The sequence below is a fragment of the Erwinia sp. 2186 genome (assembly GCF_057812255.1).
Genome location: NZ_CM173824.1, coordinates 3938543 through 3965485, shown reverse-complemented (window position 1 = coordinate 3965485; position 26943 = coordinate 3938543). Strand labels below are relative to the sequence as shown.

Annotated in this window: 24 protein-coding genes; 10 read left to right on the top strand and 14 right to left on the bottom strand. The window is 55.6% G+C overall.

The genetic code is table 11. The features are described 5' to 3' along the window. Positions 1-5 precede the first annotated feature (5 nt). Complete coding sequence (gene mutT, locus ACXKZG_RS18600) at positions 6-401, top strand: 8-oxo-dGTP diphosphatase MutT (RefSeq protein ID WP_013200767.1); 396 nt, start codon at positions 6-8, stop codon at positions 399-401. A gap of 31 nt (positions 402-432) precedes the next feature. Here the strand turns inward: mutT and yacG are convergent, their stop codons facing one another. Genes yacG through coaE form a run of 3 tightly spaced genes read right to left on the bottom strand, consistent with a single transcriptional unit; the run spans position 433 to position 2013 of the window. After that, positions 433-642: a DNA gyrase inhibitor YacG gene (gene yacG, locus ACXKZG_RS18595; protein ID WP_013200768.1), complete on the bottom strand. Its 210-nt coding sequence runs from the start codon at positions 640-642 to the stop codon at positions 433-435. An 11-nt stretch (positions 643-653) separates the two neighbouring features. Beyond that, a complete protein-coding gene (gene zapD, locus ACXKZG_RS18590) occupies positions 654-1397 on the bottom strand; it encodes a cell division protein ZapD (RefSeq protein ID WP_488875253.1) in 744 nt (247 codons plus the stop codon). Between the two features lie 4 nt (positions 1398-1401). Continuing rightward, a complete protein-coding gene (coaE, locus tag ACXKZG_RS18585) occupies positions 1402-2013 on the bottom strand; it encodes a dephospho-CoA kinase (protein WP_488875252.1) in 612 nt (203 codons plus the stop codon). Positions 2014-2249: 236 nt separating this feature from the next. On the opposite strand from coaE, the gene ACXKZG_RS18580 reads away from it, so the two are divergent. Beyond that, positions 2250-3290 (top strand): GMP reductase, encoded by a 1041-nt coding sequence (locus ACXKZG_RS18580; RefSeq protein ID WP_013200771.1) that lies wholly within the window; start codon positions 2250-2252, stop codon positions 3288-3290. A gap of 128 nt (positions 3291-3418) precedes the next feature. Here ACXKZG_RS18580 and hofC read toward each other — a convergent pair whose 3' ends face one another. From hofC to ACXKZG_RS18545, 7 genes are all read right to left on the bottom strand, one after another. Next, positions 3419-4618, bottom strand: a complete 1200-nt coding sequence (gene hofC / locus ACXKZG_RS18575; protein ID WP_488876286.1) for a protein transport protein HofC — start codon at positions 4616-4618, stop codon at positions 3419-3421. Then, on the bottom strand, positions 4611-6005 hold the full coding sequence (gene gspE, locus ACXKZG_RS18570) for a type II secretion system protein GspE (protein ID WP_157868051.1): 1395 nt from the start codon (positions 6003-6005) through the stop codon (positions 4611-4613). Before gspE ends, hofC begins: the two co-directional genes overlap by 8 nt. Then, complete coding sequence (ppdD, locus tag ACXKZG_RS18565; protein ID WP_013200774.1) at positions 6005-6457, bottom strand: prepilin peptidase-dependent pilin; 453 nt, start codon at positions 6455-6457, stop codon at positions 6005-6007. The genes gspE and ppdD overlap by 1 nt, the downstream gene beginning before the upstream one ends. Before the next feature lie 208 nt (positions 6458-6665). After that, a complete protein-coding gene (nadC, locus tag ACXKZG_RS18560) occupies positions 6666-7556 on the bottom strand; it encodes a carboxylating nicotinate-nucleotide diphosphorylase (protein WP_053140230.1) in 891 nt (296 codons plus the stop codon). 93 nt (positions 7557-7649) lie between these two features. Continuing rightward, positions 7650-8312, bottom strand: coding sequence for an anti-sigma factor (locus ACXKZG_RS18555; protein WP_488875251.1), 663 nt, complete (start codon positions 8310-8312; stop codon positions 7650-7652). Next, complete coding sequence (locus ACXKZG_RS18550; protein WP_041691905.1) at positions 8309-8878, bottom strand: RNA polymerase sigma factor; 570 nt, start codon at positions 8876-8878, stop codon at positions 8309-8311. The genes ACXKZG_RS18555 and ACXKZG_RS18550 overlap by 4 nt, the downstream gene beginning before the upstream one ends. Before the next feature lie 70 nt (positions 8879-8948). Then, on the bottom strand, positions 8949-9509 hold the full coding sequence (locus ACXKZG_RS18545; RefSeq protein ID WP_013200777.1) for a fasciclin domain-containing protein: 561 nt from the start codon (positions 9507-9509) through the stop codon (positions 8949-8951). 188 nt (positions 9510-9697) lie between these two features. On the opposite strand from ACXKZG_RS18545, the gene ampD reads away from it, so the two are divergent. Continuing rightward, positions 9698-10264: a 1,6-anhydro-N-acetylmuramyl-L-alanine amidase AmpD gene (gene ampD / locus ACXKZG_RS18540; protein WP_134823486.1), complete on the top strand. Its 567-nt coding sequence runs from the start codon at positions 9698-9700 to the stop codon at positions 10262-10264. Between the two features lie 5 nt (positions 10265-10269). Continuing rightward, complete coding sequence (gene ampE, locus ACXKZG_RS18535) at positions 10270-11124, top strand: beta-lactamase regulator AmpE (protein WP_151038241.1); 855 nt, start codon at positions 10270-10272, stop codon at positions 11122-11124. On the opposite strand, the gene ACXKZG_RS18530 is transcribed toward ampE, so the two are convergent. The 3 genes from ACXKZG_RS18530 to aroP form a co-directional block, all read right to left on the bottom strand. Then, on the bottom strand, positions 11098-12075 hold the full coding sequence (locus ACXKZG_RS18530; RefSeq protein WP_488875250.1) for a glycoside hydrolase family 43 protein: 978 nt from the start codon (positions 12073-12075) through the stop codon (positions 11098-11100). The genes ampE and ACXKZG_RS18530 overlap by 27 nt on opposite strands. After that, positions 12075-13481 carry a glycoside-pentoside-hexuronide (GPH):cation symporter gene (locus ACXKZG_RS18525; RefSeq protein ID WP_013200780.1) on the bottom strand — a complete coding sequence of 469 codons (1407 nt, stop codon included), beginning with the start codon at positions 13479-13481 and terminating at the stop codon, positions 12075-12077. Before ACXKZG_RS18525 ends, ACXKZG_RS18530 begins: the two co-directional genes overlap by 1 nt. A 221-nt stretch (positions 13482-13702) precedes the next feature. Continuing rightward, complete coding sequence (gene aroP / locus ACXKZG_RS18520; RefSeq protein ID WP_053140215.1) at positions 13703-15058, bottom strand: aromatic amino acid transporter AroP; 1356 nt, start codon at positions 15056-15058, stop codon at positions 13703-13705. Between the two features lie 505 nt (positions 15059-15563). Here aroP and pdhR point away from each other — a divergent pair. The 6 genes from pdhR (at position 15564) to yacL (ending at position 26065) form a co-directional block, all read left to right on the top strand. Further along, positions 15564-16328, top strand: a complete 765-nt coding sequence (pdhR, locus tag ACXKZG_RS18515; RefSeq protein WP_013200782.1) for a pyruvate dehydrogenase complex transcriptional repressor PdhR — start codon at positions 15564-15566, stop codon at positions 16326-16328. 143 nt (positions 16329-16471) lie between these two features. Continuing rightward, on the top strand, positions 16472-19135 hold the full coding sequence (gene aceE, locus ACXKZG_RS18510) for a pyruvate dehydrogenase (acetyl-transferring), homodimeric type (protein WP_013200783.1): 2664 nt from the start codon (positions 16472-16474) through the stop codon (positions 19133-19135). Between the two features lie 13 nt (positions 19136-19148). Further along, entirely contained in the window at positions 19149-21047 is a 1899-nt protein-coding gene (gene aceF, locus ACXKZG_RS18505) for a pyruvate dehydrogenase complex dihydrolipoyllysine-residue acetyltransferase (protein WP_455916017.1), read from the top strand. 183 nt (positions 21048-21230) lie between these two features. After that, positions 21231-22655 carry a dihydrolipoyl dehydrogenase gene (gene lpdA / locus ACXKZG_RS18500; protein ID WP_013200785.1) on the top strand — a complete coding sequence of 475 codons (1425 nt, stop codon included), beginning with the start codon at positions 21231-21233 and terminating at the stop codon, positions 22653-22655. A gap of 266 nt (positions 22656-22921) precedes the next feature. Then, positions 22922-25519, top strand: coding sequence for a bifunctional aconitate hydratase 2/2-methylisocitrate dehydratase (gene acnB, locus ACXKZG_RS18495; RefSeq protein ID WP_013200786.1), 2598 nt, complete (start codon positions 22922-22924; stop codon positions 25517-25519). Positions 25520-25702: 183 nt separating this feature from the next. Beyond that, positions 25703-26065 carry a protein YacL gene (yacL, locus tag ACXKZG_RS18490; protein ID WP_013200795.1) on the top strand — a complete coding sequence of 121 codons (363 nt, stop codon included), beginning with the start codon at positions 25703-25705 and terminating at the stop codon, positions 26063-26065. 58 nt (positions 26066-26123) lie between these two features. On the opposite strand, the gene speD is transcribed toward yacL, so the two are convergent. After that, positions 26124-26933, bottom strand: a complete 810-nt coding sequence (gene speD / locus ACXKZG_RS18485) for an adenosylmethionine decarboxylase (protein WP_013200806.1) — start codon at positions 26931-26933, stop codon at positions 26124-26126. Positions 26934-26943 lie beyond the last annotated feature (10 nt).

Here is a 26943-nt window from a genome sequence, read left to right as displayed (position 1 = left end):
AGTGAATGAAGCAGCTGCAAGTGGCGGTAGGTATTATCCGCGATCAAAACCAGAATATTTTCCTCGCACGGCGTTCAGCCAGCTCGCATATGGCGAACATGTGGGAGTTCCCGGGTGGCAAAATTGAAGCAGGTGAAACGCCTGAAGAGGCGCTGAAGCGTGAGCTGCATGAAGAGACGGGCATTGAGGTTGAAAACGCCGTGGCGTATGGCTCAGGTGAGCATGGCGACAGCAGTTTCCACGTGACGCTACACTTCTTTATTGTCGATCGCTGGCAGGGAGAACCCTATGGCCGCGAAGGGCAACCGCAGCGCTGGGTACCGCAACGGGAATTAGTGGCGGATGAGTTTCCTCCCGCCAACGCCGCAATCGTTCGTCGACTGCTGGCCGAAGTGCTTTAACAAGCTTCCCGCCAGCGATGGCGGGAGCATCTTAATCGTGGTTTGGGTCGTGCTCGCTCCAGCCTTCGCTTTCTGAATGCTGGTCATTGCTGGCAATACGCTTTTCTTCCGCAGCCCATTCCCCAAGGTCGATTAACTGGCAGCGTTTGCAGCAAAATGGCCGCCACGGACTCAGTTCATCCCAAATCACCTCTTTCGCACAGGTCGGGCAGTTAACAACTATCACATCATCTTTATTCATCAGGCAAAACCTTAACAACAGGCAAGTTCAAAATCGAGGCGTGCCGGCACTTCACCGCGTTCACTGTCTAATGGCAGAAAACGAATTGCATAGCGGCTTTTGTGACCGGAAACCTGCGGGTATAGGGAATCATCCAGCGAAAGCTGAAGCCGAAGGAGCTCGGCACCTTCGCCGTTGTCCTGGAAAAAACCGTTGACGCTGGTTTGCGTGCGGAACTCACCAGACTGACGGATCAAATCCAGAATTTGGGTCAGCGCTTCGCGGATGGGCATCAGCGACTCCATCCAGACCGCAACCTGGGCATCACGCTGTTCCTGTGCGACATGTAGCCAGATATGCAGAGTCGGCAGATCGAAGCTGCAACAGCCGCCGGGAATACTCAGCCGCTGGCGTACCAGGCCAATCAGACGATCTTCACGCATCAGCTGACCCATTCGTGGGGCGGCCATCAGCGTGCCGGAACAGGCTTTAAGCTTGTCGCGCAGCGTATCGATCAGTTCCATATCCACACCCGGCACATCCACCCAGGCGCGCAATTTCTGCTGCTGTTTTTCCAGCTCTTTCACAATATCAGTGCGTAATTCGCCGCGTTCAAACACATCAAGCAGTTCGGCCGCGTTACGGAAAAAGGTCAGTGCTCCAAGAGGATCGGTGATGGTTCGGCTGCTCTCTAACTGGCTGATTAAAAACTCGATTCTTAGCCAGGTGCGCATTTTTTCGTTCAGTGGGTACTCAAATAGAATCGTTGTGCTCATGCTGTTAATCCTGGTCAATGGCCCCGGCCAGCTGGCGATATTGCTGGTCAAGCAGGGCAACGCGCGCGGTCACCGACTCGGGTGACCCGCCGTTATCAATAATGTCGTCTGCTACCGCAAGGCGCTGTTCGCGCGATACCTGGGCAGCCAGAATATGTTCCGCCTGTTCGCGGCTGATACCATCCCTGGCGATGGTGCGTCTTAACTGGGGCTCACGATCCACGTCGACGACCAGCACCCGGTTCGCCAGATGCTGAAGATTATTTTCAACCAGGAGCGGCACGACCCACAAACACCAAACGGAGTGAGTTAGCGCGAGCTGGCGGCGTGTTTCTGCCTGAATAAGGGGATGGAGCAGGGCGTTGAGCCAGGTTTTATCCTCCCCCGAGGTGAAAATGCGCTGACGCAGCGCTTTACGATCGAGGCTGCCATCACTTTGCATCACGTCTGCGCCAAATCGCTGGCGGATCGCGGCAAGCGCTGGCTGGCCTGGCTCGACGACCTGACGGGCAATCACATCAGCATCGACGATATCCACACCTCTGTCGGCAAAGGCGTTGGCAATGGTGGTTTTTCCGCTGCCGATGCCACCGGTCAGCGCAACAGTATAGCGCATAAGCCTCTTCTCTCCTGGCTCTGAGTGTGGGCAGTCGGTATCGCGGAGGATTAACAAGGCGGCTACTGGCTTAAAAATGAGGCACCGGTCACACGAGCGGATAGCAGATAAATTTATGAGATTGTAGCGTAAATAAACCTGCTTTCGCAGTCTTGTCCGCGCGATTTTAGCGCGTATGATAGCGTCACTGGAGCTGGCAATTGCTGACTTTCGCGCCATCAACCAGGAAATCTATCATGCGTATTGAAGAAGATATTAAATTAGGCTTTAAAGATGTCCTTATTCGGCCAAAGCGTTCCACGCTGAAAAGCCGCTCTCAGGTAGAACTTACCCGTCAATTTACCTTCAAACATTCCGGTGTAGCCTGGTCAGGTGTGCCGATCATTGCTGCCAATATGGATACCGTGGGCACCTTTACTATGGCCGAAGCGCTGGCGTCCTTTGATATGCTCACCGCGGTGCATAAACATTACAGTGTTGAGCAATGGCAGCAGTTCGTCTCCCGTGTGCCTGAAAATGTGCTGAAGCATGTGATGGTCTCTACCGGCACTTCCGATGCCGACTTCATCAAGATGAAGCAGATTCTGGCGCTTTCGCCACTGCTGAATTTCATCTGTATCGATGTGGCTAACGGCTACTCCGAACATTTCGTAGAGTTTCTGCAGCGTGCCCGTGAAGCCTGTCCGGGCAAAACCATCTGTGCAGGCAATGTGGTGACCGGGGAAATGGTTGAAGAACTGATCCTCTCTGGCGCAGACATTGTCAAAGTGGGCATTGGTCCGGGTTCAGTTTGCACCACCCGGGTTAAAACGGGCGTGGGCTATCCGCAGCTTTCTGCGGTGATTGAGTGTGCCGATGCGGCGCATGGCCTCGGCGGGCAAATTGTCAGCGATGGCGGCTGTTCTATGCCAGGCGATGTGGCAAAAGCGTTCGGCGGCGGGGCTGATTTTGTGATGCTTGGCGGTATGCTGGCAGCCCATGAAGAGTGCGAGGGCACGCTGGTGGAAGAAGAGGGCGAAGCGTTTATGCTGTTCTACGGCATGAGCTCCGAATCTGCGATGAAGCGCCATGTTGGCGGCGTGGCGGGTTATCGCGCAGCGGAAGGTAAAACCGTTAAGATCCCCTTCCGTGGCCCGGTCGACAACACCGTGCGCGATATCCTTGGCGGCCTGCGTTCAGCCTGTACCTATGTCGGTGCTGAGCATTTGAAAGAGTTGACCAAGCGCACCACCTTTATTCGGGTTAACGAGCAGGAAAACCGCGTATTTAACCGCTAGCCTGTTCGCGTTACCTTCGCGGGCAACCGGCAAATGGCGCCAGGCAACTGGCAACGCACCACCGCCATTGTCCGCTTAACGGCGCGCTAATCCAGCCAGCTAACATCCATGGCAGGCTGGATTTACCTTTATCCCAACGCATCCCCCAGATTGAAGATGGGCAGATACATAGCAATGACCAACGCGCCCACCAGCACCCCGGTAATCACCATCATCATCGGTTCCAGCGCGGCGGCCAGATTGTCTGCCAGCTCATGCGTCATCTCTTCATGTAATTCTCCCAGCCGTACCAGCATGCTGTCCAGTGAGCCAGACTCTTCACCCACTTTTATCAGCTGATAACACACCGGGCTGAAAAGCGGATGTCGCTTCAGGGCCTGGTAAAGCGGATAGCCAGTGGCAATGTGCTGTTGAAGCTGCTGGATCGCTTCACGCCACAGCAATGAGGTCAGCGTTTTCTCCACCGCCTGCAAGCTTTGTAGCAGTGTCAGCCCGGCCTGCTGCGTCAGTGCCAGCGTCATAAATATCCGGCTTAACAGCCCGCCCTGATACAGCTTGCCCGTTAGCGGTAAGGCTAACAGCCAGCGCTGCTCCCTCTTTTGCCATTCCGGGGAGCGTTTGGTCTGCCAGCGCCAGCTGAAGGCCAGAACCGTCAGACCTACCAGCAACTGAAAACCGTAATGCTGTAACCCCCCTGAAAGCGCGATGACGCCCGCAGTGAACGCCGGTAGCGGCGCATTGAAAGCCTGATAGACAGACATAAATTCCGGCAGCACAAACACCAGCATGCCAATGCTGACCAACAGAGCCAGCGACAGGATAAACAAAGGGTAGCGTAGCGCTTTCGTCACCTTCTTTTGCAGTTGCTGCTGGCGCTCCTGCTGACAGGCCAGTTGCAGACAGCAATCATCGATCCTGCCGGTTAACTCGCCAACGTACATCAATGCCGGAAACAGCGGTGGGAAGACCTGCGGCCACAGCGCCAGCGCGTCAGAAAAGGGCATGCCTTCCGCCACGTTGTTTTCCAGCTGCCTGAACAATGCCTGCCAACCGGGATGAGGATGCTCTTCCGCCAGCAGATTCAGACTGGCAGACAGGGTCAGACCGGCCTTCAACAGCGTCGCCAGCTGACGAAAGAAGGCAATTTTCTGTGCCCATTGCCACTCACGCGCCCGGTAGCGTTTAGCGGCAGAGAGCGACAGTGGCATTAGCCCGTCAGCCAGCAGGCGATCCATCACCTCCTGCTGGCTTTGGCAAAACAGGGCACCTTCAACCAACCTGCCGCTTTGATCCATCGCCTGCCAGCGAAACAGGTAAGGTTCAGCCATCATTGTTGCCGACAATCCTGTTCAGCTCCTCCAGGGTAGTGTCGCCACGATTGACGCAATGCAGTCCTTCGATAAACAGCGAGTTTCTTCCATGCTGGCGGGCAATCATTTCAAGCTGCTCTGCCGTGCTGTTGGCGGCAATCGCATTTTGCAGCCGGGCGGTGATCGGCAGCATCTCGAACAGCGCCAGCCTGCCATAAAAGCCCGAGTAGCAACGCTCACAACCCGGTGCCTGCCAGTTTTGCACGGTGCCGGGCCAGATAGCGGGCGGGAAGTGGGCGACAGCCTCGCTTTTCTGCCGGCAGTGCGGGCAAAGACGACGCACCAGCCGCTGGGCGACAATCAGCTTTAGGGCTGAAGCGAGCAGGTAACCTGGAATGCCAATCTGTCCAAGGCGGGTTAAGGTTTCCAGAGTGGAGTTGGTATGCAGTGTCGACAGCACCAGATGACCGGTTTGCGCAGCCTTCACCGCCGTTTCTGCCGTTTCCCGATCGCGGATCTCGCCCAGCATAATCACGTCCGGATCCTGGCGCAGCAGGGCGCGTAGCACCAGGTTGAAGTCCAGCCCGGCTTTCGGGTGGATCTGGGTCTGGTTTATCCCGGCCAGCGGGATCTCAATCGGGTCTTCGACGCTGCATAAATTACGCTGTGGCGTGTTCAGCGAATTTAAGCCGCTATAAAGCGTGAACGTTTTCCCGCTGCCCGTCGGTCCCGTCACCAGAATCAAACCCTGCGGTCGCGCCAGTGCCTGGCAATAAATCTTAAGCAGGGCAGGCGGCATGCCTAACTTATCCAGCGCCACCGCCTGCGGCTCGCTTTGCAGCAGCCTGATAACGGCCTTTTCGCCAAACTGTGTGGGCAACGTCGAGAGGCGGAACGACGCCGGGTTACCGTTCAGCTCAACGGTAAACTGGCCATCCTGGGGCGTCCGGCGTTCGGTAATGTCCAGACTGGCCAATATTTTCAGCCGTGCCAGCAAGGCTGCGGCGTTATCCTGTTCATTGCCGGAGAGGGTTTGCAGCACGCCATCGACACGTAAGCGGACCCTTAACGAACCGGCCTGCGGTTCAAGATGAATATCCGACGCGCGCCGCTGCACGGCCAGCAGTAACAGTTGCTGGATTTTATCTGGCGCGCCGCGATCGGTTGCGGCGGTGGGTTGCTGAGAAGGGGCGTTTTTCTGCTGCTGTCGAAACTGCTCAAGGCGTGCCTCCGGCCAGCATTCAATGTCCAGCGCACAGTGGGTGGCAAAACGCAGGGATGCGAGCAGCTCCTCTTCCGGCAGGGTCGCCATCGCCAGCTGCAACCGCTCGGCGGTAAAACTGACGATCACCGCGTGATGGCGTTGGCAAAGTGCTTCTACGGCACGTTGCGTAGATTCGAGGATCATTCTGACACCCCGCTGCTATCGTCATCGAAGCGGAAGACATTCTCACAGGCTTCTTTCAGGCTTGCCTGGGCGCTGCTGCAACTGCGTTGCCAGCTGATTTGACCTTGCGCCGCATCCCAGTCAGGTCGCATGGCGACCCGCAGATCGCTGAGGCTCTCCTGTCCGGTCAGTGAAATCACCCCGGCATTAATGCCCACCGCCGCGACATACCGCGATCCTTTGCCGTTGGGGATACCGTTACTTCCCTCACTGCAATTGCCAAACCCGCCATGCTCAATGGCACAGAGATCGACGGCAGTTTTATAGGGAAGCGCGGTTTGCAGCATATCGGTGAGCGCCGCTTTTTGCAGATAGCCCTGATACGCCGGCAAGCCAATGGCACTTAAAATCGCGATGATGGCAATAACGATCATCAGCTCGATCAGAGTAAATCCTTGCTGCTGTTTCATGCCAAACCTCCTTGTGATTAAGAGGCTGCACGATAACGCCGCAAAAATCAGGCTGCCATGGCGAAAGCCGGCAATGCCGGGGCGGGCCGAAAGAAGTTTTAACCGGTTGCAGTATTCAGTGCACGGGCTGGAAGGGGGATCGCATAACGAAAGCTGAACGTAAAAACGCCATCGCAAAGTCGATGGCGTGGGGGCACAATGCGCAGGCTTATTTGAAGCGCATTGAAAGATCTAACGCACGGACGTGTTTGGTCAACGCCCCGACCGAGATGTAGTCGACGCCGGTTTCCGCAAAGATCCGCAGCGTTTCATCGGTGACGTTGCCGGAGACCTCAAGCAGTGCGCTGCCGTCGGTTTGCTTCACGGCTTCACGCATCTGCTCAACGGTGAAGTTATCCAGCATCACGATATCTGCACCGGCAGCCAGCGCCTGGGTCAGCTCGTCCAAAGACTCGACTTCGACTTCAACCGGGACATCCGGATGCAGCCAGAAGGCTTTTTCCACGGCATCGCGAATCGAACCGGTGGCAATAATATGATTCTCTTTAATCAGGAACGCGTCAGAAAGCCCCAGGCGATGGTTAGCGCCGCCGCCACAGAGCACCGCATATTTCAGGGCAGTTCTCAGGCCCGGCAGGGTTTTCCGGGTATCCAGCAGCTGGGTGCGGGTCCCTTCAAGGATCGCCACATAGCGGCTGACTTCCGTCGCCACGCCAGACAGCGTCTGCACAAAATTCAGCGCCGTGCGTTCTGCCGTGAGGATCAATGCAGAAGGGCCGGTGATTTCGAACAACGGTTGATCGGCGGCGATCGCATCACCGTCCTCAACATGCCAGAGGATCTGGGTTTTATTGCCGAGTTGGATAAACACTTCCTCCACCCAACGCTTGCCGCAAAAAATACCCGCTTCGCGAGTAATAACAACGGCATGCGAGGTTGCTTCGGCAGGTAACAGGCTGGCGGTGATATCTTTGCAGGGGTCAATTTCGCCTCCCAGATCTTCACGCAGGGCCTGAGCAACACTTGGGGGAATATCATCCTCAACACGTTCCAGCAATGCCGTGCGGCGGCTGTCCGGATCGTAGCGGCGGGTAGTCATGATCGAACTCCGAAAGGTCGGATAGAGAGTTCGACCATGCTAGCCTGTTTAGCGGAAGCTTGCCAGCAAGCCGCGATGCCGCAATTGCCACCGTCAGATTGACGAAACCTTGCCGCTAAACACCACCGGACCTGTGGGTTGGCCGGTGGGTGAACCGCCCTGCGGCTCAAGGCTGATGGCCAGCAGCGGCAGGTCGCTGAGTCGGTTGCTGTTCAAGGCGATGCGCGTGATGCGCGTGGGATCAACCAGACCCAATGACTGCGGCTTTTGTCCCGGCGGGATCAGCCACAGTTCCAGGCTTTGCTTCGCGGGCAGCGCGCTGGCATTAATTGCCTGCAGCGTCAGCTCGCTCCGGGCCTGATTCAGCGCAACCACCCAGGAACCCTGCTGGCTCCCGCTGCTGTTCAGCACGGCAACGGCCTGCAAAGAGGCGGGTTGTTGATTGATGTTGACGATCAGCGCACCGGCGAAGGACGCGGCCAGCGCCCAGCCGAGGTAATGCCAGCGGAATGACATCCGCGCGCGTTTTTCGGCTGGCAGGTCACGCAGGATTTTTTGCCAGACGTCGGCAGAAGGGACAACGGGTTGCACCGCGTGGTCCATATGGCCGAGCATTGTCTGCCAGCGGCTGACCTCTTCCTGCAGTGCGGGCTCCTGTTGCAACCGGCGTTCGAACTGCTGGCGCGCGGGGCCGCGTAAGGTGCCGAGGGCATATTCTGCAGCGAGGGCCGAATCGTATTGGCTTGTTGTTTTCATATTCCCACACACTCTTTCAAATGGGCCAATGCGCGACGGATCCAGCTTTTAACGGTGCCAGCCGGTTGCTGCAGGTGCTCAGAAATTTCGCTGTGCGACAGGCCCTGATAATAGGCCAGCATCACACTTTGTCGTTGTTCTCCCGGAAGATGATCCAGGCAGTCCGCTAATCTGCGGGCTTCAGAGGTCGAGGGTAAACCGTCCGCAAAGGTGCAGGAGAGTCCCTCAGTGTAATCTTCGTTCAGCGTGTCGATATCCAGCGTATCCAGCGGAGAGGCCTGGTTGCCCTTCAGCCGAAGATAATCAATGGCCCGATGGCGGATAAGCGTGGTCATCCAGGTCTTTGGTGCACTCAGCAGCGGATCGTAGCTGGCGGCGCGCTGCCAGATGGCCAGCATCGTGTCGTGCAGCACCTCTTCGGCCCAGCCGCGCCGCCGAAGCATGCGCAAGGCGATGGCGAAAAGATAAGGGGAAAGTTGGCGATAAAGCTGTTCAAACGCCCGCCTGTCACCCCGGCCGACCGCTTGCAGTAAAAGAACCTGACTGTCGATAACATCGTCTGTCATGAAGCTTCCTGTGAAAAAAAGGTGCAGAGGATCTGAGAAAACCTGCTGCACCTGGTATAACGCTTTTTTGTTATTTCGGCATCAGCACGGTATCAATTACGTCGATTACGCCGTTACTTTGATGAACATCGTAGGTGCTGATATTAGCGACATTTCCCTGACCATCTTTCAGCTGAATATTGTGCGGGCCGTTACTCATAATCCACAGCGGCTGGCCGTTAACGGTTTTCAGCTCGGCATGGCCTTTACCCTGTTTAATCTTTTTCTCTAACATCTTCATGTCATAGTTGCCGGCAACCACGTGATAGGTCAGCACGCTGGTCAGCATGGCTTTATTTTCCGGCTTCAGCAGGTTGTCGACGGTACCCGCAGGCAGTTTGGCAAACGCGGCGTTGGTCGGTGCGAAGACCGTGAACGGGCCTTTGCTCTGCAGGGTATCGACCAGGCCAGCCGCTTTAACTGCCGCCACCAGCGTGGTGTGATCTTTGGAATTCACCGCATTTTCAACGATGTTTTTTGACGGGAACATCGCAGAGCCGCCGACCATAACGTTGTTGCTCATCGAGTCAGCCATGGCGACACCGCTGAACAGTAATGATGCGCAAAGCGCCGTGCGAACGATTGTTTTCATGATGTGTTCCTTTGAGAGTCAGAGAAGGCACATTTGCCTTACAAAGCTATCTACGGCTGGGGAGGCGAACTGGATGCAGGAGAAACAAAATAATTTTCATCAGCCGGATTTGGCGCTTATCAGAAGTTTGGTTATCCAAAAATGATTCATGCTACTCTGATGAAATCGTTATAAAAGGAGAGTAGGGCATGCAGTTGCACGAGGGTTGGATCCACGGAGTGAAGCGGGTTCACTCGCCGCATTTCAATGAGCGTCCGGATAATGAAACGCCGTCGCTGTTGGTGATCCACAATATCAGCCTGCCTCCAGGTGAGTTTGGCGGTCCGTGGATCGATGCGTTATTCACCGGGACCTTAGATCCCCACGCCCATCCCTATTTTGCCGATATCGCCCAGCTGCGGGTTTCCGCGCACTGCCTGATCCGCCGCGACGGTGAAATCGTGCAGTACGTTCCTTTTCACCTTCGCGCATGGCACGCTGGCGTATCGACCTATCAGGGCCGTGAAGCCTGCAATGACTTTTCCATTGGCATCGAACTCGAAGGGACGGACAGCCTGCCCTATACCGATGCGCAGTATCAGGCGCTGGAAGAACTCACCGCGCTGCTTATCGCCCATTATCCCGGAATAGCCGAGCACATCACCGGGCACAGTGATATTGCGCCGGTAAGAAAAACCGATCCGGGTCCGGCTTTTGACTGGACAAGATTTCGGGACGCGCTGGGCAGCCGCCCGGACGCCCCAGTACAGGAGTAACAGGCATGACGCTTTTTAGTTTGTTGTTGGTTCTGGGCTGGGAACGCCTGTTCAAAATGGGCGAGCACTGGCAGCTGGATCATCACCTGGCACCGCTGTTTCGCAAGAAGCACCGGTTTTCGCTGGTGCGTACGCTATCAATGATGCTGCTGGCGATGGCGGTCATGGTGGTTTGTCTGCTGGCGCTGAAAGGACTGTTTTTCGGCGTGCTGCAACTGCTGTTCTGGATTGCGGTTGGGCTGCTGTGCATCGGTGCCGGGTCTGTTCGTCTGCATTATCATGCCTATCTGAAAGCGGCGAGCCATAACGACACCGATGCGCATCAGGCGATGGCGGAAGAGTTGACGCTTATCCACGGTATTCCGGTCGATTGCGACGAACGGGAATACCTGTGCGAACTGCAAAACGCGCTGATGTGGATTAACTTCCGCTACTATCTGGCGCCGCTGTTCTGGTTTGTGGTTGGCGGCCCCTGGGGACCGGTATTGCTAGTGGGATACGCTTTCCTGCGTGCGTGGCAGTCGTGGCTGGCGCGTCATCATTCACCGCTGGAGCGCTCACAGTCGGGCGTGGATGCGATCCTGCATATGGTTGACTGGCTGCCGGTCAGGTTAGTGGGCGTGGCGTATGCGCTGCTGGGCCATGGCGAGCGCGCGCTGCCCGCCTGGTTTGCTTCCCTTGGCGACCGCCACACTTCGCAATATCAGGTGCTGACGCGGCTGGCCCAGTTCTCTCTGGCGCGCGATCCGCACACCGATAAGGTCGAAACCCCTCGCGTCGCCGTAGCGCTGGCGAAGAAGGTTTCGTGGGTGATGGTGGTGGTGGTCGCGCTGTTAACCATTTACGGCACGCTGGTCTGACGACGAATCTGCGGGAGGCGTGCCAAAGTCCGGCATCCCCTGCGCATTCCAGCCAAAGGTTTTGATCCGCGTATGACGATTAGGGTCATACAGCGGATCGCCCTCAATTTCGGTGTAATTCCGCGCATGATAGACCAGCACATCCTCTCCCTTCTCTGAAACCGTAAAGCTGTTATGACCGGGCCCAAACTGGCGGTGCTGCGTATTGGTAGTAAAGACCGGTTGCGCCGATTTATGCCAGTTAGCACTGTCCAGCGGATCCGCATCTGCTTCAATCCACAGTAAGCCCATGCAGTAGTTTTCGTCGGTTGCGCTGGCGGAATAGCTGACAAACAGACGATTGCCATGGCGGATTGCGGCGGGGCCTTCGTTGACGCTAAACCCCCGGCATTCCCAGTCAAATTCGGGCCGGCTGATCATCACCGGCTCACCTTTTATCGCCCACGGCGTGGCAAGCTCCGCCAGATAGAGGTTGGAGTTACCGGCGATGGCCGGATCTTTCTGCGCCCACAAATACCAGTTCTTCCCCTGATGCACAAAGTGCGTGGCATCCAGCGCAAAGCTGTCGATCGGAGTGACAATCTGCCCGCATTCACGCCACGTGCCGGTGAGGGGATTATCGTCCGTACAGGCCAGCGCAAACATTCGGTGCTGGAACAGGCCGTCTTTGATCGCCTGGGTGGGCGCCGCGGCAAAGTAGATGACCCAGATACCGTCGATTCTGTGCAGTTCGGGTGCCCAGATCAGCTCGCTCATTTCGCCGCTGTCTGGTTTTCGCCAAACCACAACCGGCGAGGCCTCAGCCAGTGCGGCCAGCGTTTTTGCCTGACGGATTTCCAGCCGGTCATATTCCGGGACTGAGGCGATAAAGTAGTAGCTGCCGCGATCGAACAGGATAAAAGGATCGGCGCGCTGCTCGATTAACGGGTTTTGCCAGAGTGAGGAAGTCATTATGTATTCACCGGTTTGGTTGGGGATTTACTGTCGTGATAGTCGTTCAATTCCTGGAAATTCTGCCGACGCTTCTCCAGGTCCTGCTGGATTTGCAGCATCATCGGACGATCCACTTTCAGTAGGCGAACCACGCCGGCGGTGATCAGATAGCCCACGCCAGGGATCACGGTAAACAGCAGCATAATGCCGTTGATGGCACTCGGTGCCTGCGCTTTGGCGCCAGCGTCGTAGCCATAATAAGAGAGCAGGAAGCCCACCATGGCACCGGCGACCGCAAGTCCCACTTTCAGGAAGAACAGATTGCCGGAGAAGCTGATGCCGGTAATGCGTTTCCCGGTTTTCCATTCACCGTAGTCATCCACGTCGGCCATCAGCGACCAGTGCAGCGGCGAAGGGATCTGATGCAGGATATTCAGCACAAAGTACATCACTACCACCAGCACGGTAGCGTGAGGATCGAGGAAGTAGAAGCCGCTGGAGAAAATCGCCAGCACGATGTTGGTCCAGAAAAATACCTTCAGTTTGCACCAGCGGTCGGTCATCACCTTCGCCAGCGTACTGCCAATCATCATGCCAATGACGCCCAGGCTGATAAACAGCGTGGCGAAGTGCGTTGACTGGCCCATCACCCAGGTGACGTAGTACATGGTGGCCGCCATACGGATAAAGCCGGGGCAGACGTTGCAGAAGGTCAGCAAAAGGATGCGAACCCACTGGTCGTTTTTCCACACGGCCTTCAGGTCAGATTTCAGATCGTCATTGCTGGGCACCGCCGGGTGGATACGTTCGCGCACCGTGGCGAAACAGAACAGGAACATGCACAGGCCAATCAGCGCCAGCACGCTCATCGCCATTTGGTAACCGCGGGCTTTGTTTTCTCCGCCAAACCACTCCGCCATCGGCAGCAGGGAAAGGGACAGGATCAGGGTGGCGATACCGACCATCACAAAGCGGTAAGACTGGCAGGAGACGCGTTCGCTCGGGTCATTGGTGATCACGCCGCCCAGCGAGCAATAGGGAATATTGATCGCCGTATAGGTCAGCGACATCAGGAAGTAGGTGACAAAGGCATAGATAACCTTGCTGTTATAGGTCCATTCTGGCGTGGTAAACATCAGCACGCTGAACAGCACATAGGGCAGGGAAATCCACAGCAGCCAGGGCCGGAAGCGGCCATATTTGCTCTGCGTTCTGTCGGCAATCGCGCCCATGATTGGGTCGGTCACCGCATCGATAACCCGTACCGACAGCAGCAGCACGCCGACCAGCGCGGGCGCCAGACCAAACACGTCTGTGTAGAAATAATTAAGGAACAGCATGATGGCGCCGCCGATCATATTGCAGCCCGCATCGCCCATGCCGTAGCCAATCTTCTCTTTAATCGAAAGTGCAGTGCCCTTCATGGATTTTTCCCTTACTGGAATCATGAAGTGCAGTATTAATGGCTTAGGGGTGATTTGCGCTGGTGGAAAGCGTCGCAGAGATGGACAAAATCCCTGTCGGCGAGAAAGTGTGAGGTGGATAACATTTATGCTTTCAGGCGAGGAAGCCGACGATGAACAGTAAGCAGAACTGGTGAACGAGCGGAAGTAAAAGAAGAGGGCACGGGCGTGCCCTCTTGCTGTCAGGCTTTCTGAGACCGCGACTTGAGCATATAGCCCACGCCCAGAATGGCAATCCACACCGGGATCAACCAGACGGAGATCGCCATGCCTGGCGTCATCGCCATAATCACCAGAATACCGGCCAGGAACAGCAGGCAGAGATAGTTACCCACGGGATACAGCAGCGCCTTAAAGCGGGTGACCACGCCCTGCTGATCTTTCTTACGGCGGAACTTCAGGTGCGCCAGGCTGATCATCGCCCAGTTAATCACCAGCGCCGACACCACCAGAGCCATCAGCAGACCGAAGGCCTCACCCGGCATCAGATAGTTGATCAGTACGCAGAAGGCGGTGGCGGCAGCAGAAACCGCGATGGCCATTACCGGCACGCCGCGTGAATCGACCTTCAGCAGCGCTTTCGGGCCGTTGCCCTGTTGCGCCAGGCCAAACAGCATACGGCTGTTGCAGTAAACGCAGCTGTTATATACCGACAGCGCCGCCGTCAGGATCACCACGTTCAGCGCATTCGCCACCAGGCTGTCGCCCAGCTCGTGGAAAATCATCACGAACGGGCTGGCTCCGCCAATCACTTTGGTCCACGGATACAGCGACAGCAGCACGGTCAGTGAGCCGATATAGAAGATCAGGATGCGGTACAGTACCTGGTTGGTCGCTTTCGGGATGCTTTGCTCTGGGTTATCCGCTTCTGCCGCGGTGATGCCAACCAGCTCAAGGCCACCGAAGGAGAACATGATCACCGCCATCGCCATCACCAGACCGGAAATGCCGTTCGGGAAGAAACCGCCACGATCCCACAGGTTGGAGACGCGCGCTTCAGGTCCGGCATGGCCACCGAACAGTAACCAGCAGCCGAACACAATCATCGCCACGACCGCAGCCACTTTAATGATCGAGAACCAGAACTCCATCTCACCGTACACTTTTACGTTGGTCAGGTTGATGGCATTGATCACCACGAAGAACACGGCGGCAGACACCCAGGTCGGAATATCCGGATACCAGTACTGGATGTATTTGCCGACGGCGGTCAGTTCCGCCATCGCCACCAGCACATACAGGATCCAGTAGTTCCAGCCAGAGGCGAAACCGGCAAAATTGCCCCAGTACTTGTAGGCAAAGTGGCTGAAGGAACCGGCTACCGGCTCTTCGACCACCATTTCACCCAGCTGGCGCATAATCAGGAAGGCAATAAAGCCGCCGATCGCGTAGCCCAGCAGCACCGACGGGCCCGCCATGCGGATGGTATCGGCAATGCCGAGAAACAGGCCGGTACCCACGGCACCGCCCAACGCGATCAGCTGAATATGGCGGTTTTTCAATCCCCGCTTCAGCGTTTCGCCCTGTGTTTGTTCCATATAAACCTCATGATGTCGTTATTATTTTCAACAAAAGACGCGTCTTTGTCAGTCAGTTGTCACAGGTAACGTATTGAAAAATTTACAGTGCCAGAGACACTAAAAAGAGGCTCATGCTACCTTCGCGACAAGAATAGTGATAAGCGGGGGCTATTGCACTCGCTTTCGCTTTTTGTGCGGGAGAATGCCTAAAAATTCATCGCTTAATCACAATTCATGTTTCTGTCACAAACCCGACCAAAAGACGAATAACGTTGCCTTATGGCAGGTGGATTTTTACCCACTAAACGCTTGCCTTGTTTCAGAAAAGTTAAAAAATTTAACATTTGAAACACCCCGCTTTTCCACCCCATTTTCGGGACTCTTCCTCTATGGGAAAACGAGACGTGGGTCCTGTTTCAGTGGGTTGCCATATGGACATAAGGTGAATACTTTGTTAGTTTACGGGCACCTTTTTGCAATTGGTATTACCAATTAACTTCGGCAAATGGCAGAAGAAGGGATGATGGCCTACAGTAAAATCCGCCAACCAAAGCTATCCGATGCTATCGAGCAACAGCTCGAGTCCCTGATTATGGAAGGGACCCTGCGTCCGGGTGAAAAGCTGCTCCCGGAACGTGAGCTCGCAAAACAGTTTGATGTCTCCCGTCCTTCTCTGCGTGAAGCTATCCAACGTCTGGAAGCGAAAGGTTTACTGCTGCGTCGTCAGGGCGGTGGCACCTTTGTGCAAACCAGCCTGTGGCAAAGCCTGAGCGACCCGCTTGTTGAACTGCTGGCTGACCACCCGGAATCCCAGTTTGACCTGCTGGAAACGCGCCATGCACTGGAAGGGATCGCCGCGTATTACGCCGCGCTCCGGGGCACGGACGATGATTTTGAACGTATTCGCCACTGCCATGTGCAGATCCAGACCGCACAAGACAGCGGGGATCTGGACGCAGAAGCGGATGCGGTGATGCAGTATCAGATCGCTGTAACAGAAGCGGCCCATAATGTGGTGCTGCTGCATTTACTCCGCAGCATGGGGCCGATGCTGGAACAGAACGTCAGACAGAACTTCGAATTGCTCTACTCGCGCCGGGAAATGCTGGCAAAAGTAGGCGGTCACCGCGCCAGAATTTTTGAGGCGATTGTGGCACGCGAACCCGAAAAGGCGCGCGAAGCCTCACACCGTCACCTGGCGTTTATCGAGGAAATATTGCTGGACAGAAGTCGGGAGCAGAGTCGCAGAGAGCGCTCCTTACGACGATTACAGCAACGTAAGGACTAACGCGTAACCATAACGCGGAACTATGCCCTGCCACTGGCAAGGTATACACGACGAGCCTGTCTCACTGTGCCTGAAGGATTGCGGACACAGCGGGACAGGCTCCAGACAATTCAACGTATTAGACACAGATAAGGAATACCCCCATGTCAGAACGTTTACACAATGACGTGGATCCGATCGAAACTCGCGACTGGCTACAGGCGATCGAATCGGTCATCCGTGAAGAAGGTGTTGAGCGCGCACAGTTCCTGATCGACCAGGTAATGAGCGAAGCACGTAAAGGTGGCGTAAAAATCGCGGCAGGCGTGAATGCCCGCAACTACGTCAACTCTATTGCTGTTGAAGACGAGCCGGACTATCCGGGCAATACTTCTCTCGAACGTCGTATCCGTTCCGCAATTCGCTGGAACGCCATCATGACCGTTCTGCGTGCATCGAAGAAAGATCTGGACCTCGGTGGTCACATGTCCTCCTTCCAGTCTTCTGCGACCATCTATGAAGTGTGCTTTAACCACTTCTTCCGTGCGCGTAGCGAAAAAGACGGCGGCGATCTGGTGTACTTCCAGGGCCACATCTCTCCGGGCGTTTACGCACGTGCCTTCCTTGAAGGCCGCCTGACTGAAGAGCAGATGAACAACTTCCGCCAGGAAGTTGACGGTAAAGGCTTGTCCTCTTACCCGCACCCGAAACTGATGCCTGATTTCTGGCAGTTCCCGACCGTATCCATGGGCCTTGGCCCAATCGGCGCGATCTACCAGGCGAAATTCCTGAAGTACCTTGAGCACCGTGGTCTGAAAGACACCGCGGCGCAGACCGTTTACGCCTTCCTCGGCGATGGCGAGATGGATGAGCCAGAATCCAAAGGGGCGATCACCATCGCCACCCGTGAGAAGCTGGACAACCTGGTCTTCATCATCAACTGTAACCTGCAGCGTCTGGATGGCCCGGTCACCGGTAACGGCAAAATCATCAACGAACTGGACGGCATCTTTGCTGGCGCCGGTTGGGAAGTGATCAAAGTTATCTGGGGCGGACGTTGGGACGAACTGCTGCGTAAAGACACCACCGGTAAACTGGTTCAGCTGATGAACGAGACCGTGGACGGTGACTACCAGACCTTCAAATCCCGCGATGGCGCTTACGTGCGTGAGCACTTCTTCGGTCGTTACCCGGAAACCGCCGCGCTGGTTAAAGACATGTCTGACGACGAGATCTGGTCACTGAACCGTGGCGGTCACGATCCGAAGAAAGTCTTTGCTGCCCTGAAAAAAGCGCAGGATACCAAAGGGAAACCGGTGGTTATCTTGGCACATACCATCAAAGGCTATGGTATGGGTGAATCCGCTGAAGGCAAAAACATCGCTCACCAGGTGAAGAAAATGAACATGGATGGCGTGCGCTATATCCGTGATCGCTTCAACGTGCCTGTTGACGACAGCAACATCGAAAAACTGCCGTATGTCACCTTCGAGAAAGATTCCGAAGAGTACAAATACCTGCACGGTCAGCGTGAGAAACTGGGTGGCTACCTGCCAACCCGCCAGCCAAACTTCAGCGAGAAGCTGGAAATGCCTGCGCTGGAAGAGTTCTCCGCCTTGCTGGAAGAGCAGAACAAAGAAATTTCGACCACCATCGCCTTCGTGCGTGCCCTGAACGTGATGCTGAAGAACAAGTCGATCAAAGATCGTCTGGTTCCGATCCTCGCCGATGAAGCGCGTACCTTCGGCATGGAAGGTCTGTTCCGTCAGATCGGTATTTACAGCCCGAACGGTCAGCAGTACACCCCGCAGGACCGCGAGCAGGTTGCTTACTACAAAGAAGACGAGAAAGGCCAGATCCTGCAGGAAGGGATTAACGAACTGGGCGCAGGCGCCTCATGGCTGGCGGCGGCAACGTCTTACAGCACCAACAACCTGCCAATGATCCCGTTCTATATCTACTACTCAATGTTCGGTTTCCAGCGTATCGGTGACCTGTGCTGGGCTGCAGGCGATCAGCAGGCTCGTGGCTTCCTGGTTGGCGGCACTTCCGGCCGTACCACGCTGAACGGCGAAGGTCTGCAGCACGAAGATGGCCACAGCCATATTCAGTCTCTGACTATCCCTAACTGTATCTCTTACGATCCTTCTTACGCTTACGAAGTGGCAGTCATCATGCATGACGGTCTGGTACGTATGTACGGCGAAGCGCAAGAGAACGTCTACTACTACATCACCACGCTGAACGAAAACTACCACATGCCTGCGATGCCGCAGGGTGCGGAAGAGGGTATCCGTAAGGGTATCTACAAGCTGGAAACGGTAGAAGGCAACAAAGGTAAGGTTCAGCTGCTGGGTTCAGGCTCTATCCTGCGTCACGTGCGTGAAGCTGCGCAGATCCTGGCGAAAGACTACGGCGTTGGCTCTGACGTTTACAGCGTCACCTCGTTCACTGAACTGGCCCGTGATGGTCAGGACTGCGAGCGCTGGAACATGCTGCATCCGACAGAAGAACCACGCGTGCCATACGTTGCGCAGATCATGCACGATGCACCGGCCGTGGCCTCAACCGACTACATGAAACTGTTCGCCGAGCAGATCCGTACCTTCATGCCAGCCAGCGATTACCGCGTACTGGGCACCGACGGTTTCGGTCGTTCTGACAGCCGTGAAAACCTGCGTCACCACTTCGAAGTGGATGCGTCTTACGTAGTGGTTGCGGCTCTGGGTGAACTGGCTAAACGCGGCGAAATCGAGAAGAAAGTGGTGGCGGAAGCGATCATCAAATTCAATATCGATGCCGATAAAGTCAACCCGCGTCTGGCATAAGAGGGAAAGATTAATGGCTATCGAAATTACCGTACCGGATATCGGTGCAGACGAAGTGGAAGTCACCGAGATTATGGTCAAGGTGGGCGACAAGGTTGAAGTTGAGCAGTCGCTGATCACCGTAGAGGGCGATAAAGCCTCTATGGAAGTCCCTTCCCCTCAGGCGGGCGTGGTGAAAGAGATCAAGGTTGCTACCGGTGACAAAATTGAAACCGGCAAGCTGATCATGATCTTCGAAGACGCGGAAGGTGCTGCGGCACCGGCCAAAGCCGAAGAGAAAAAAGAAGACGCGAAACCGGCGGCAGCCGCTGCGCCTGCTCAGGCAGAAAGCAAAGACGTTGCCGTGCCGGACATCGGTTCTGACGAAGTTGAAGTGACCGAAATCATGGTCAAAGTCGGTGACACGGTGGAAGCCGAGCAGTCGCTGATTACCGTTGAAGGCGACAAAGCCTCAATGGAAGTGCCTGCACCTTTCGCGGGTGTGGTGAAAGAGATCAAAATCAGTACCGGCGATAAAATCAGCACCGGCTCGCTGATCATGGTCTTCGAAACTGCCGGTTCAGGTTCGGCTCCGGCTGAAGCGAAGCCAGAAGTGAAAGAAGAAGCGGCAGCGGCACCCGCAGCCGCCAGCGGCGCGAAAGAAGTCGCCGTGCCGGATATCGGTGATGACGAAGTTGAAGTCACCGAAATCATGGTTAAAGTGGGCGATAAAGTGGCTGCCGAGCAGTCGCTGATCACCGTTGAAGGCGACAAAGCCTCGATGGAAGTCCCGGCACCGTTCGCGGGCACCGTGAAAGAGATCAAAATCAGCACCGGCGATAAAGTCAAAACCGGCTCGATGATTATGGTCTTCGAAGTGGAAGGCGCTGCGCCAGCGGCGGCTGCGCCGTCAGCCGCACCACAGCAGGCTGCACCGGCTAAGCAGGACGCGAAAGCCGCTCCGGCTCCGGCGAAAGCGGAATCCAAAGGTGAGTTCGCTGAGAACGATGCTTACGTCCACGCCACGCCGGTTATCCGTCGTCTGGCACGTGAGTTTGGCGTCAATCTGTCGAAAGTGAAAGGCACTGGCCGTAAAGGCCGCATTCTGAAAGAAGACGTGCAGTCTTACGTCAAAGATGCGGTTAAACGTGCCGAGTCTGCACCCGCAGCAGCGGCCGGTGGCGGTATGCCGGGCATGTTGCCATGGCCGAAAGTGGACTTCAGCAAGTTCGGTGAGATTGAAGAAGTCGAGCTGGGCCGCATCCAGAAAATTTCGGGTGCCAACCTGAGCCGTAACTGGATCGTGATCCCTCACGTTACCCAGCACGACAAGGCCGACATTACCGAAGTGGAAAACTTCCGTAAGCAGCAGAACGACGAAGCCGCGAAGAAGAAACTGGATCTGAAGATCACCCCACTGGTGTTCATCATGAAAGCAGTGGCCAAAGCGCTGGAAGAGTTCCCACGTTTCAACAGCTCGCTGTCTGAAGATGGACAGAAGCTGACGCTGAAGAAATACATCAACATCGGTGTGGCGGTTGATACGCCAAACGGTCTGGTGGTTCCGGTGTTCAAAGACGTCAACAAGAAAGGCATTGTTGAGCTGTCTAACGAACTGTCGGTAATTTCGAAGAAAGCGCGTGACGGTAAGCTGACGGCCGGCGATATGCAGGGCGGCTGCTTCACCATCTCCAGCCTTGGCGGCATCGGTGGCACTTCGTTCACCCCTATCGTCAATGCGCCGGAAGTGGCGATCCTCGGCGTGTCAAAATCGTCGATGGAGCCGGTCTGGAACGGTAAAGAATTCGTTCCTCGCCTGATGCTGCCACTGTCGCTCTCCTTCGATCACCGCGTGATCGACGGCGCAGCCGGTGCACGCTTCGCGGCTTACATCGCAACAGTCATGGCGGATATCCGCCGTCTGGTGATGTAAACCGTTACAAGGCCGGCTTTTGCCGGCCTTCTCATAGCCGACTTTCGATGTGCTAAGTCGACAAGGTAGTTGAAAACGTTTCGTATCAAGCGGTTTGCAGTCTGTTAACAATTCTGTAAACTCTTGCGGTGTAAACGTACCGGTGGATGAATGAATATCCCAGCGGTTAACTAAGAGGTCATGATGAGTACAGAAATTAAAACTCAGGTCGTGGTACTTGGGGCAGGTCCTGCGGGCTACTCTGCAGCCTTCCGCGCAGCCGATTTAGGTCTGGAGACCGTCATCGTTGAGCGTTTCAGCACCCTGGGTGGGGTTTGTCTGAACGTGGGTTGTATCCCTTCCAAAGCGCTGCTGCACGTCGCGAAAGTGATTGAAGAAGCTAAAGCCCTGGAAGAGCATGGTATCGTGTTTGGTAAGCCACAAACCGACATCACCAAAATTCGTACCTGGAAAGAAAAAGTCATCAACCAGCTGACCGGTGGTCTGGCAGGGATGGCGAAAGGCCGCAAAGTGAAAGTGGTCACCGGTCTGGGTAAATTCACCGGCGCTAACACGCTGGTGGTTGAAGGCGAGAATGGTGCCACCACCATCAACTTCGACAACGCCATCATTGCTGCGGGCTCCCGTCCGATTCAGCTGCCATTCATCCCGCATGAAGATCCTCGTGTCTGGGACTCCACCGACGCCCTGGAACTGAAAGAAGTGCCTGAGCGCCTGCTGGTTATGGGTGGCGGTATCATCGGTCTGGAAATGGCGACCGTATATCACGCTCTGGGTTCACAGATTGACGTGGTTGAGATGTTTGACCAGGTTATCCCTGCGGCTGACAAAGACGTGGTGAAAGTCTTCACCAAGCGTATCAGCAAGCAGTTCAATCTGATGCTGGAAACCAAAGTGACCGCGGTTGAAGCGAAAGACGACGGTATCTACGTCACCATGGAAGGCAAAAAAGCGCCGGCCGAACCACAGCGTTACGACGCGGTTCTGGTGGCGATTGGCCGCGTACCTAACGGTAAAGGTTTGGATGCCGGTCAGGCGGGCGTGGAAGTGGACGACCGTGGCTTTATCCGCGTCGACAAGCAGATGCGTACCAACGTGCCGCACATCTACGCTATCGGCGACATCGTCGGTCAGCCGATGCTGGCGCACAAAGGCGTGCATGAAGGCCACGTGGCAGCCGAAGTGATCTCCGGTAAGAAACATTACTTCGACCCGAAAGTGATCCCATCGATTGCTTACACTGAGCCAGAAGTTGCCTGGGTCGGTCTGACCGAGAAAGAAGCGAAAGAGAAGGGCATCAGTTACGAAACTGCCACCTTCCCATGGGCGGCCTCCGGTCGTGCCATCGCCTCTGATTGTGCAGACGGTATGACCAAACTGATCTTCGACAAAGAAACTCACCGCGTGATCGGTGGTGCAATTGTCGGTACCAACGGCGGCGAGCTGCTGGGTGAAATCGGTCTGGCTATCGAGATGGGTTGTGATGCGGAAGATATCGCGCTGACCATCCATGCTCACCCAACGCTGCATGAATCCGTGGGTCTGGCTGCCGAAATGTTCGAAGGTAGCATCACTGACCTGCCAAACCCGAAAGCGAAGAAGAAGTAAGTCGCTACCTGGTTTACCAGACGGCTCCCAACGGGGGCCGTTTTTTTTTGCCCGATGAAAACGTCTGGTTATGGTAACGCGCAATACGTCCATGAAATCGCGCTTGGAGGGGAATTAATGTTGCTTTTTTGTAAACAGATTAACATGCTAACGAAATCCTGCTATGCTGCCCCTCGCGTAACCGGGCGCTTCACCCTACAGAATACGCACCTCACTTCGCGGTAAACCGCCCGGTATGCCATAACAATGTGAGCGAGGAGAACGTCGTGCTAGAAGAATACCGTAAGCACGTTGCCGAGCGTGCTGCCGAAGGGATCGTTCCAAAACCAATTGATGCTTCCCAAATGGCCGCGCTGGTTGAACTGCTGAAAAACCCGCCTGCGGGCGAAGAAGAATTCCTGTCTGATCTGTTAATCAATCGAGTTCCACCAGGCGTGGACGAAGCGGCTTACGTGAAAGCTGGCTTCCTGGCTGCTGTCGCCGCAGGCGAAGCGACCTCTCCTCTGGTTACCCCTGAAAAAGCTGTAGAACTGCTGGGCACCATGCAGGGCGGCTACAACATTCATCCGCTGATCGATGCGCTCGACAATGAGACGCTGGCCCCGATCGCGGCGAAAGCCCTTTCCCATACTTTGCTGATGTTTGACAGCTTCTACGATGTGGAAGAGAAAGCCAAAGCGGGTAACCCACACGCGCAGAAGATCCTGAAGTCCTGGGCTGATGCTGAGTGGTATCTGTCACGTCCCGAGCTGGCAGAAAAACTCACCGTTACCGTCTTCAAAGTCACCGGCGAAACCAACACCGATGACCTGTCTCCGGCCCCGGATGCCTGGTCCCGTCCTGATATCCCACTGCACGCGTTGGCGATGCTGAAAAATGCCCGTGAAGGCATTGAGCCAGACGACGCAGGCAATGTGGGCCCAATCAAGCAGATTGAAGCGCTGCAGGCGAAAGGTTTCCCTCTTGCCTACGTGGGTGACGTTGTCGGCACCGGTTCATCGCGTAAATCCGCCACCAACTCGGTGCTGTGGTTTATGGGTGATGACCTGCCGTTTGTGCCGAACAAGAAAGGCGGCGGCGTGGTACTGGGCAGCAACATTGCCCCGATCTTCTTCAACACCATGGAAGATGCGGGCGCATTGCCAATCGAAGTGGATGTGGCGAACCTGAATATGGGCGATGTGATTGACATCTACCCGTACAAAGGCGAAGTGAAGAACCACGAAACCGGCGAAGTGCTGGCGACCTTCTCACTGAAAACCGAAGTGCTGCTGGACGAAGTTCGCGCCGGTGGCCGTATCCCGCTGATCATCGGCCGTGGCCTGACCACCAAAGCCCGTGAATCTCTGGGCCTGCCGCACAGCGAGGTGTTCCGCCTGGCGAAAGACGTGGCGGTCAGCACCCGTGGTTATTCACTGGCGCAGAAAATGGTTGGCCGTGCCTGTGGCACCGACGGCGTGCGTCCTGGCGCCTACTGCGAACCAAAAATGACCTCTGTCGGTTCTCAGGACACCACCGGTCCAATGACCCGTGATGAACTGAAAGACCTGGCCTGTCTGGGCTTCTCTGCGGATCTGGTGATGCAGTCCTTCTGCCACACCGCAGCCTATCCTAAGCCGGTTGACGTCTCTACTCACCACACGCTGCCAGACTTCATCATGAACCGGGGTGGCGTCTCACTGCGTCCGGGTGACGGTATTATCCACAGCTGGCTGAACCGTATGCTGCTGCCGGATACCGTGGGTACCGGCGGTGACTCGCATACGCGTTTCCCAATCGGGATCTCCTTCCCGGCAGGTTCAGGTCTGGTGGCGTTTGCTGCGGCGACCGGCGTGATGCCGCTGGATATGCCTGAGTCGGTACTGGTGCGTTTCAAAGGGAAAATGGAGCCAGGCATCACCCTGCGCGACCTGGTTCACGCCATCCCGCTGTACGCCATCAAGCAGGGCCTGCTGACCGTTGAGAAGAAAGGGAAGAAAAACATCTTCTCAGGTCGCATCCTGGAAATCGAAGGTCTGCCAGAGCTGAAAGTTGAGCAGGCGTTTGAACTTTCTGATGCCTCAGCCGAGCGTTCTGCTGCCGGTTGTACCATCAAGCTGGGCCAGGCACCGATTATCGAGTACCTGAACTCCAACATCGTGCTGTTGAAGTGGATGATCTCTGAAGGTTACGGCGATCGTCGTACCCTTGAGCGTCGTATTCAGGGCATGGAAAAATGGCTGTCTGAACCGAATCTGCTGGAAGCCGATGCGGATGCAGAGTACGCGGCAGTGATCGAAATCGATCTGGCGGAGATCAAGGAGCCGATCCTGTGTGCGCCAAACGATCCGGACGATGCCCGTCTGCTGTCTGATGTTCAGGGCGAGAAAATCGATGAAGTGTTTATCGGCTCTTGCATGACCAACATCGGTCACTTCCGTGCGGCCGGTAAGCTGCTGGATAGCCACAAAGGCCAGCTGCCGACCCGTCTGTGGGTGGCACCGCCAACCAAGATGGACGCCGCGCAGCTGACGGAAGAGGGCTATTACAGCGTCTTCGGTAAGAGCGGTGCGCGTATCGAGATCCCGGGCTGTTCACTGTGCATGGGTAACCAGGCGCGTGTGGCAGATGGCGCGACGGTGGTCTCCACCTCAACCCGTAACTTCCCGAACCGTCTGGGTACCGGTGCTAACGTCTACCTGGCATCAGCCGAACTGGCTGCGGTCGCGTCGCTGTTAGGCAAACTGCCTACGCCAGACGAATACCAGCAGTTTATGTTGCAGGTCGATAAGACCGCGGTAGACACCTACCGTTATCTGAACTTCGACAAGCTGTCCCAGTACACGGACAAAGCTGACGGTGTGATCTTCCAGACCGCCGTATAACGTCGGTGCGGGATGAGAAAGGGAGGCCTGATGGCCTCCCTTTTTTTATTGCTTCGACCCGACCTGAAATCGCTGTTTTTCGTCTGACAGACTGCGATAATGCGGGCTATCCCCCATTAAAAGCGCACAATGCGCGGAAAATGCACGTTATCAGTGCAAAACAGGCAGTCAGAGGACAGCAGTATGGAATACGAATTTTTACGTGACCTCACCGGCGGGGTGAAAGTGCGCATGTCGATGGGACATGAAGCCGTTGGCCACTGGTTTAACGAAGAGGTGGAAGGCAACCTGGCGTTGCTGGATGAAGTGGAAGCCGCGGTAGAGAGCGTAAAAGGCAGCGAGCGCCAGTGGCAGCGCATTGGCCATGAATACACGCTGTGGCTGGATGAGGAAGAGGTGATTGTCCGCGCTAACCTGCTGAGCGTTGAAGGCGATGAGATGGAAGAGGGCATGAACTACTACGACGAAGAGAGCCTGTGCTTCTGCGGCGTGGAGGATTTCCTCGCGGTGATCGCTGCGTACCGTGCGTTTCTGCAGGGCCGTTAAACCGGGCGCCAAAAAAACGGGTGGCCCTGAGGCCACCCGCTTCTTAACGCCATAACCCTTACAGCGATTTTGATCCCACGGCCGGAATATTGCGCCCGTAGTAAATTTCACGCATCTCTTTCCACAGCAGATCGGTAATACGCTTGTGCTCTTGCGGGCTCAGGTCTTCCGGTCGGGTGTTAAACAGATAGTGTTTCAAATCAAACTCTTTCAGCAGCATCTTGGTATGGAAGATGTTCTCCTGATAGACGTTCACATCCAGCATGTCGTACATCGATTTCATGTCTTCAGACATAAAGTTCTGAATCGAATTGATCTGGTGATCGATGTAGTGCTTCAGGCCATTCACATCGCGGGTAAAGCCGCGCACGCGATAGTCGATGGTGACAATGTCGGATTCCAGCTGGTGAATTAAGTAGTTCAACGCCTTCAGCGGCGAAATCACCCCACAGGTGGAGACTTCAATATCCGCGCGGAAGGTGCAGAGTCCGCCTTCCGGGTGGCTCTCCGGGTAGGTGTGCACGCAGATATGGCTCTTATCCAGATGCGCCACCACCGAGTTAGGTAACGGGCCCGGATGTTCCGAGGTATCAATATCTTTCGGGTCGATCGGCTCTTCGCTGACCAAAATGGTCACGCTGGCCCCTTGAGGCTCGTAGTCCTGGCGCGCGATATTCAGCACGTTTGCGCCAATAATCGAACAGGTCTCGCTGAGGATCTCCGTCAGGCGGTTGGCGTTGTACTGCTCATCAATGTACGCAATGTATCCGTCACGCTCAGCATCTGTGTTGGCGTAACAGATATCGTAGATACAAAAACTCAGGCTCTTTGTCAGGTTATTGAAGCCGTGTAGTTTAAGCTTTTGCAATTTCGTTCAC

What these genes read in the sequence shown, in the direction of transcription:
- mutT (WP_013200767.1), top strand. Translation starts at nt 6, where the DNA reads ATGAAGCAGCTGCAAGTGGCGGTAGGTATTATCCGCGATCAAAACCAG.
- yacG (WP_013200768.1), bottom strand. Translation starts at nt 642, where the DNA reads ATGAATAAAGATGATGTGATAGTTGTTAACTGCCCGACCTGTGCGAAA.
- zapD (WP_488875253.1), bottom strand. Translation starts at nt 1,397, where the DNA reads ATGAGCACAACGATTCTATTTGAGTACCCACTGAACGAAAAAATGCGC.
- coaE (WP_488875252.1), bottom strand. Translation starts at nt 2,013, where the DNA reads ATGCGCTATACTGTTGCGCTGACCGGTGGCATCGGCAGCGGAAAAACC.
- ACXKZG_RS18580 (WP_013200771.1), top strand. Translation starts at nt 2,250, where the DNA reads ATGCGTATTGAAGAAGATATTAAATTAGGCTTTAAAGATGTCCTTATT.
- hofC (WP_488876286.1), bottom strand. Translation starts at nt 4,618, where the DNA reads ATGGCTGAACCTTACCTGTTTCGCTGGCAGGCGATGGATCAAAGCGGC.
- ppdD (WP_013200774.1), bottom strand. Translation starts at nt 6,457, where the DNA reads ATGAAACAGCAGCAAGGATTTACTCTGATCGAGCTGATGATCGTTATT.
- nadC (WP_053140230.1), bottom strand. Translation starts at nt 7,556, where the DNA reads ATGACTACCCGCCGCTACGATCCGGACAGCCGCCGCACGGCATTGCTG.
- ACXKZG_RS18555 (WP_488875251.1), bottom strand. Translation starts at nt 8,312, where the DNA reads ATGAAAACAACAAGCCAATACGATTCGGCCCTCGCTGCAGAATATGCC.
- ACXKZG_RS18550 (WP_041691905.1), bottom strand. Translation starts at nt 8,878, where the DNA reads ATGACAGACGATGTTATCGACAGTCAGGTTCTTTTACTGCAAGCGGTC.
- ACXKZG_RS18545 (WP_013200777.1), bottom strand. Translation starts at nt 9,509, where the DNA reads ATGAAAACAATCGTTCGCACGGCGCTTTGCGCATCATTACTGTTCAGC.
- ampD (WP_134823486.1), top strand. Translation starts at nt 9,698, where the DNA reads ATGCAGTTGCACGAGGGTTGGATCCACGGAGTGAAGCGGGTTCACTCG.
- ampE (WP_151038241.1), top strand. Translation starts at nt 10,270, where the DNA reads ATGACGCTTTTTAGTTTGTTGTTGGTTCTGGGCTGGGAACGCCTGTTC.
- ACXKZG_RS18530 (WP_488875250.1), bottom strand. Translation starts at nt 12,075, where the DNA reads ATGACTTCCTCACTCTGGCAAAACCCGTTAATCGAGCAGCGCGCCGAT.
- ACXKZG_RS18525 (WP_013200780.1), bottom strand. Translation starts at nt 13,481, where the DNA reads ATGAAGGGCACTGCACTTTCGATTAAAGAGAAGATTGGCTACGGCATG.
- aroP (WP_053140215.1), bottom strand. Translation starts at nt 15,058, where the DNA reads ATGGAACAAACACAGGGCGAAACGCTGAAGCGGGGATTGAAAAACCGC.
- pdhR (WP_013200782.1), top strand. Translation starts at nt 15,564, where the DNA reads ATGGCCTACAGTAAAATCCGCCAACCAAAGCTATCCGATGCTATCGAG.
- aceE (WP_013200783.1), top strand. Translation starts at nt 16,472, where the DNA reads ATGTCAGAACGTTTACACAATGACGTGGATCCGATCGAAACTCGCGAC.
- aceF (WP_455916017.1), top strand. Translation starts at nt 19,149, where the DNA reads ATGGCTATCGAAATTACCGTACCGGATATCGGTGCAGACGAAGTGGAA.
- lpdA (WP_013200785.1), top strand. Translation starts at nt 21,231, where the DNA reads ATGAGTACAGAAATTAAAACTCAGGTCGTGGTACTTGGGGCAGGTCCT.
- yacL (WP_013200795.1), top strand. Translation starts at nt 25,703, where the DNA reads ATGGAATACGAATTTTTACGTGACCTCACCGGCGGGGTGAAAGTGCGC.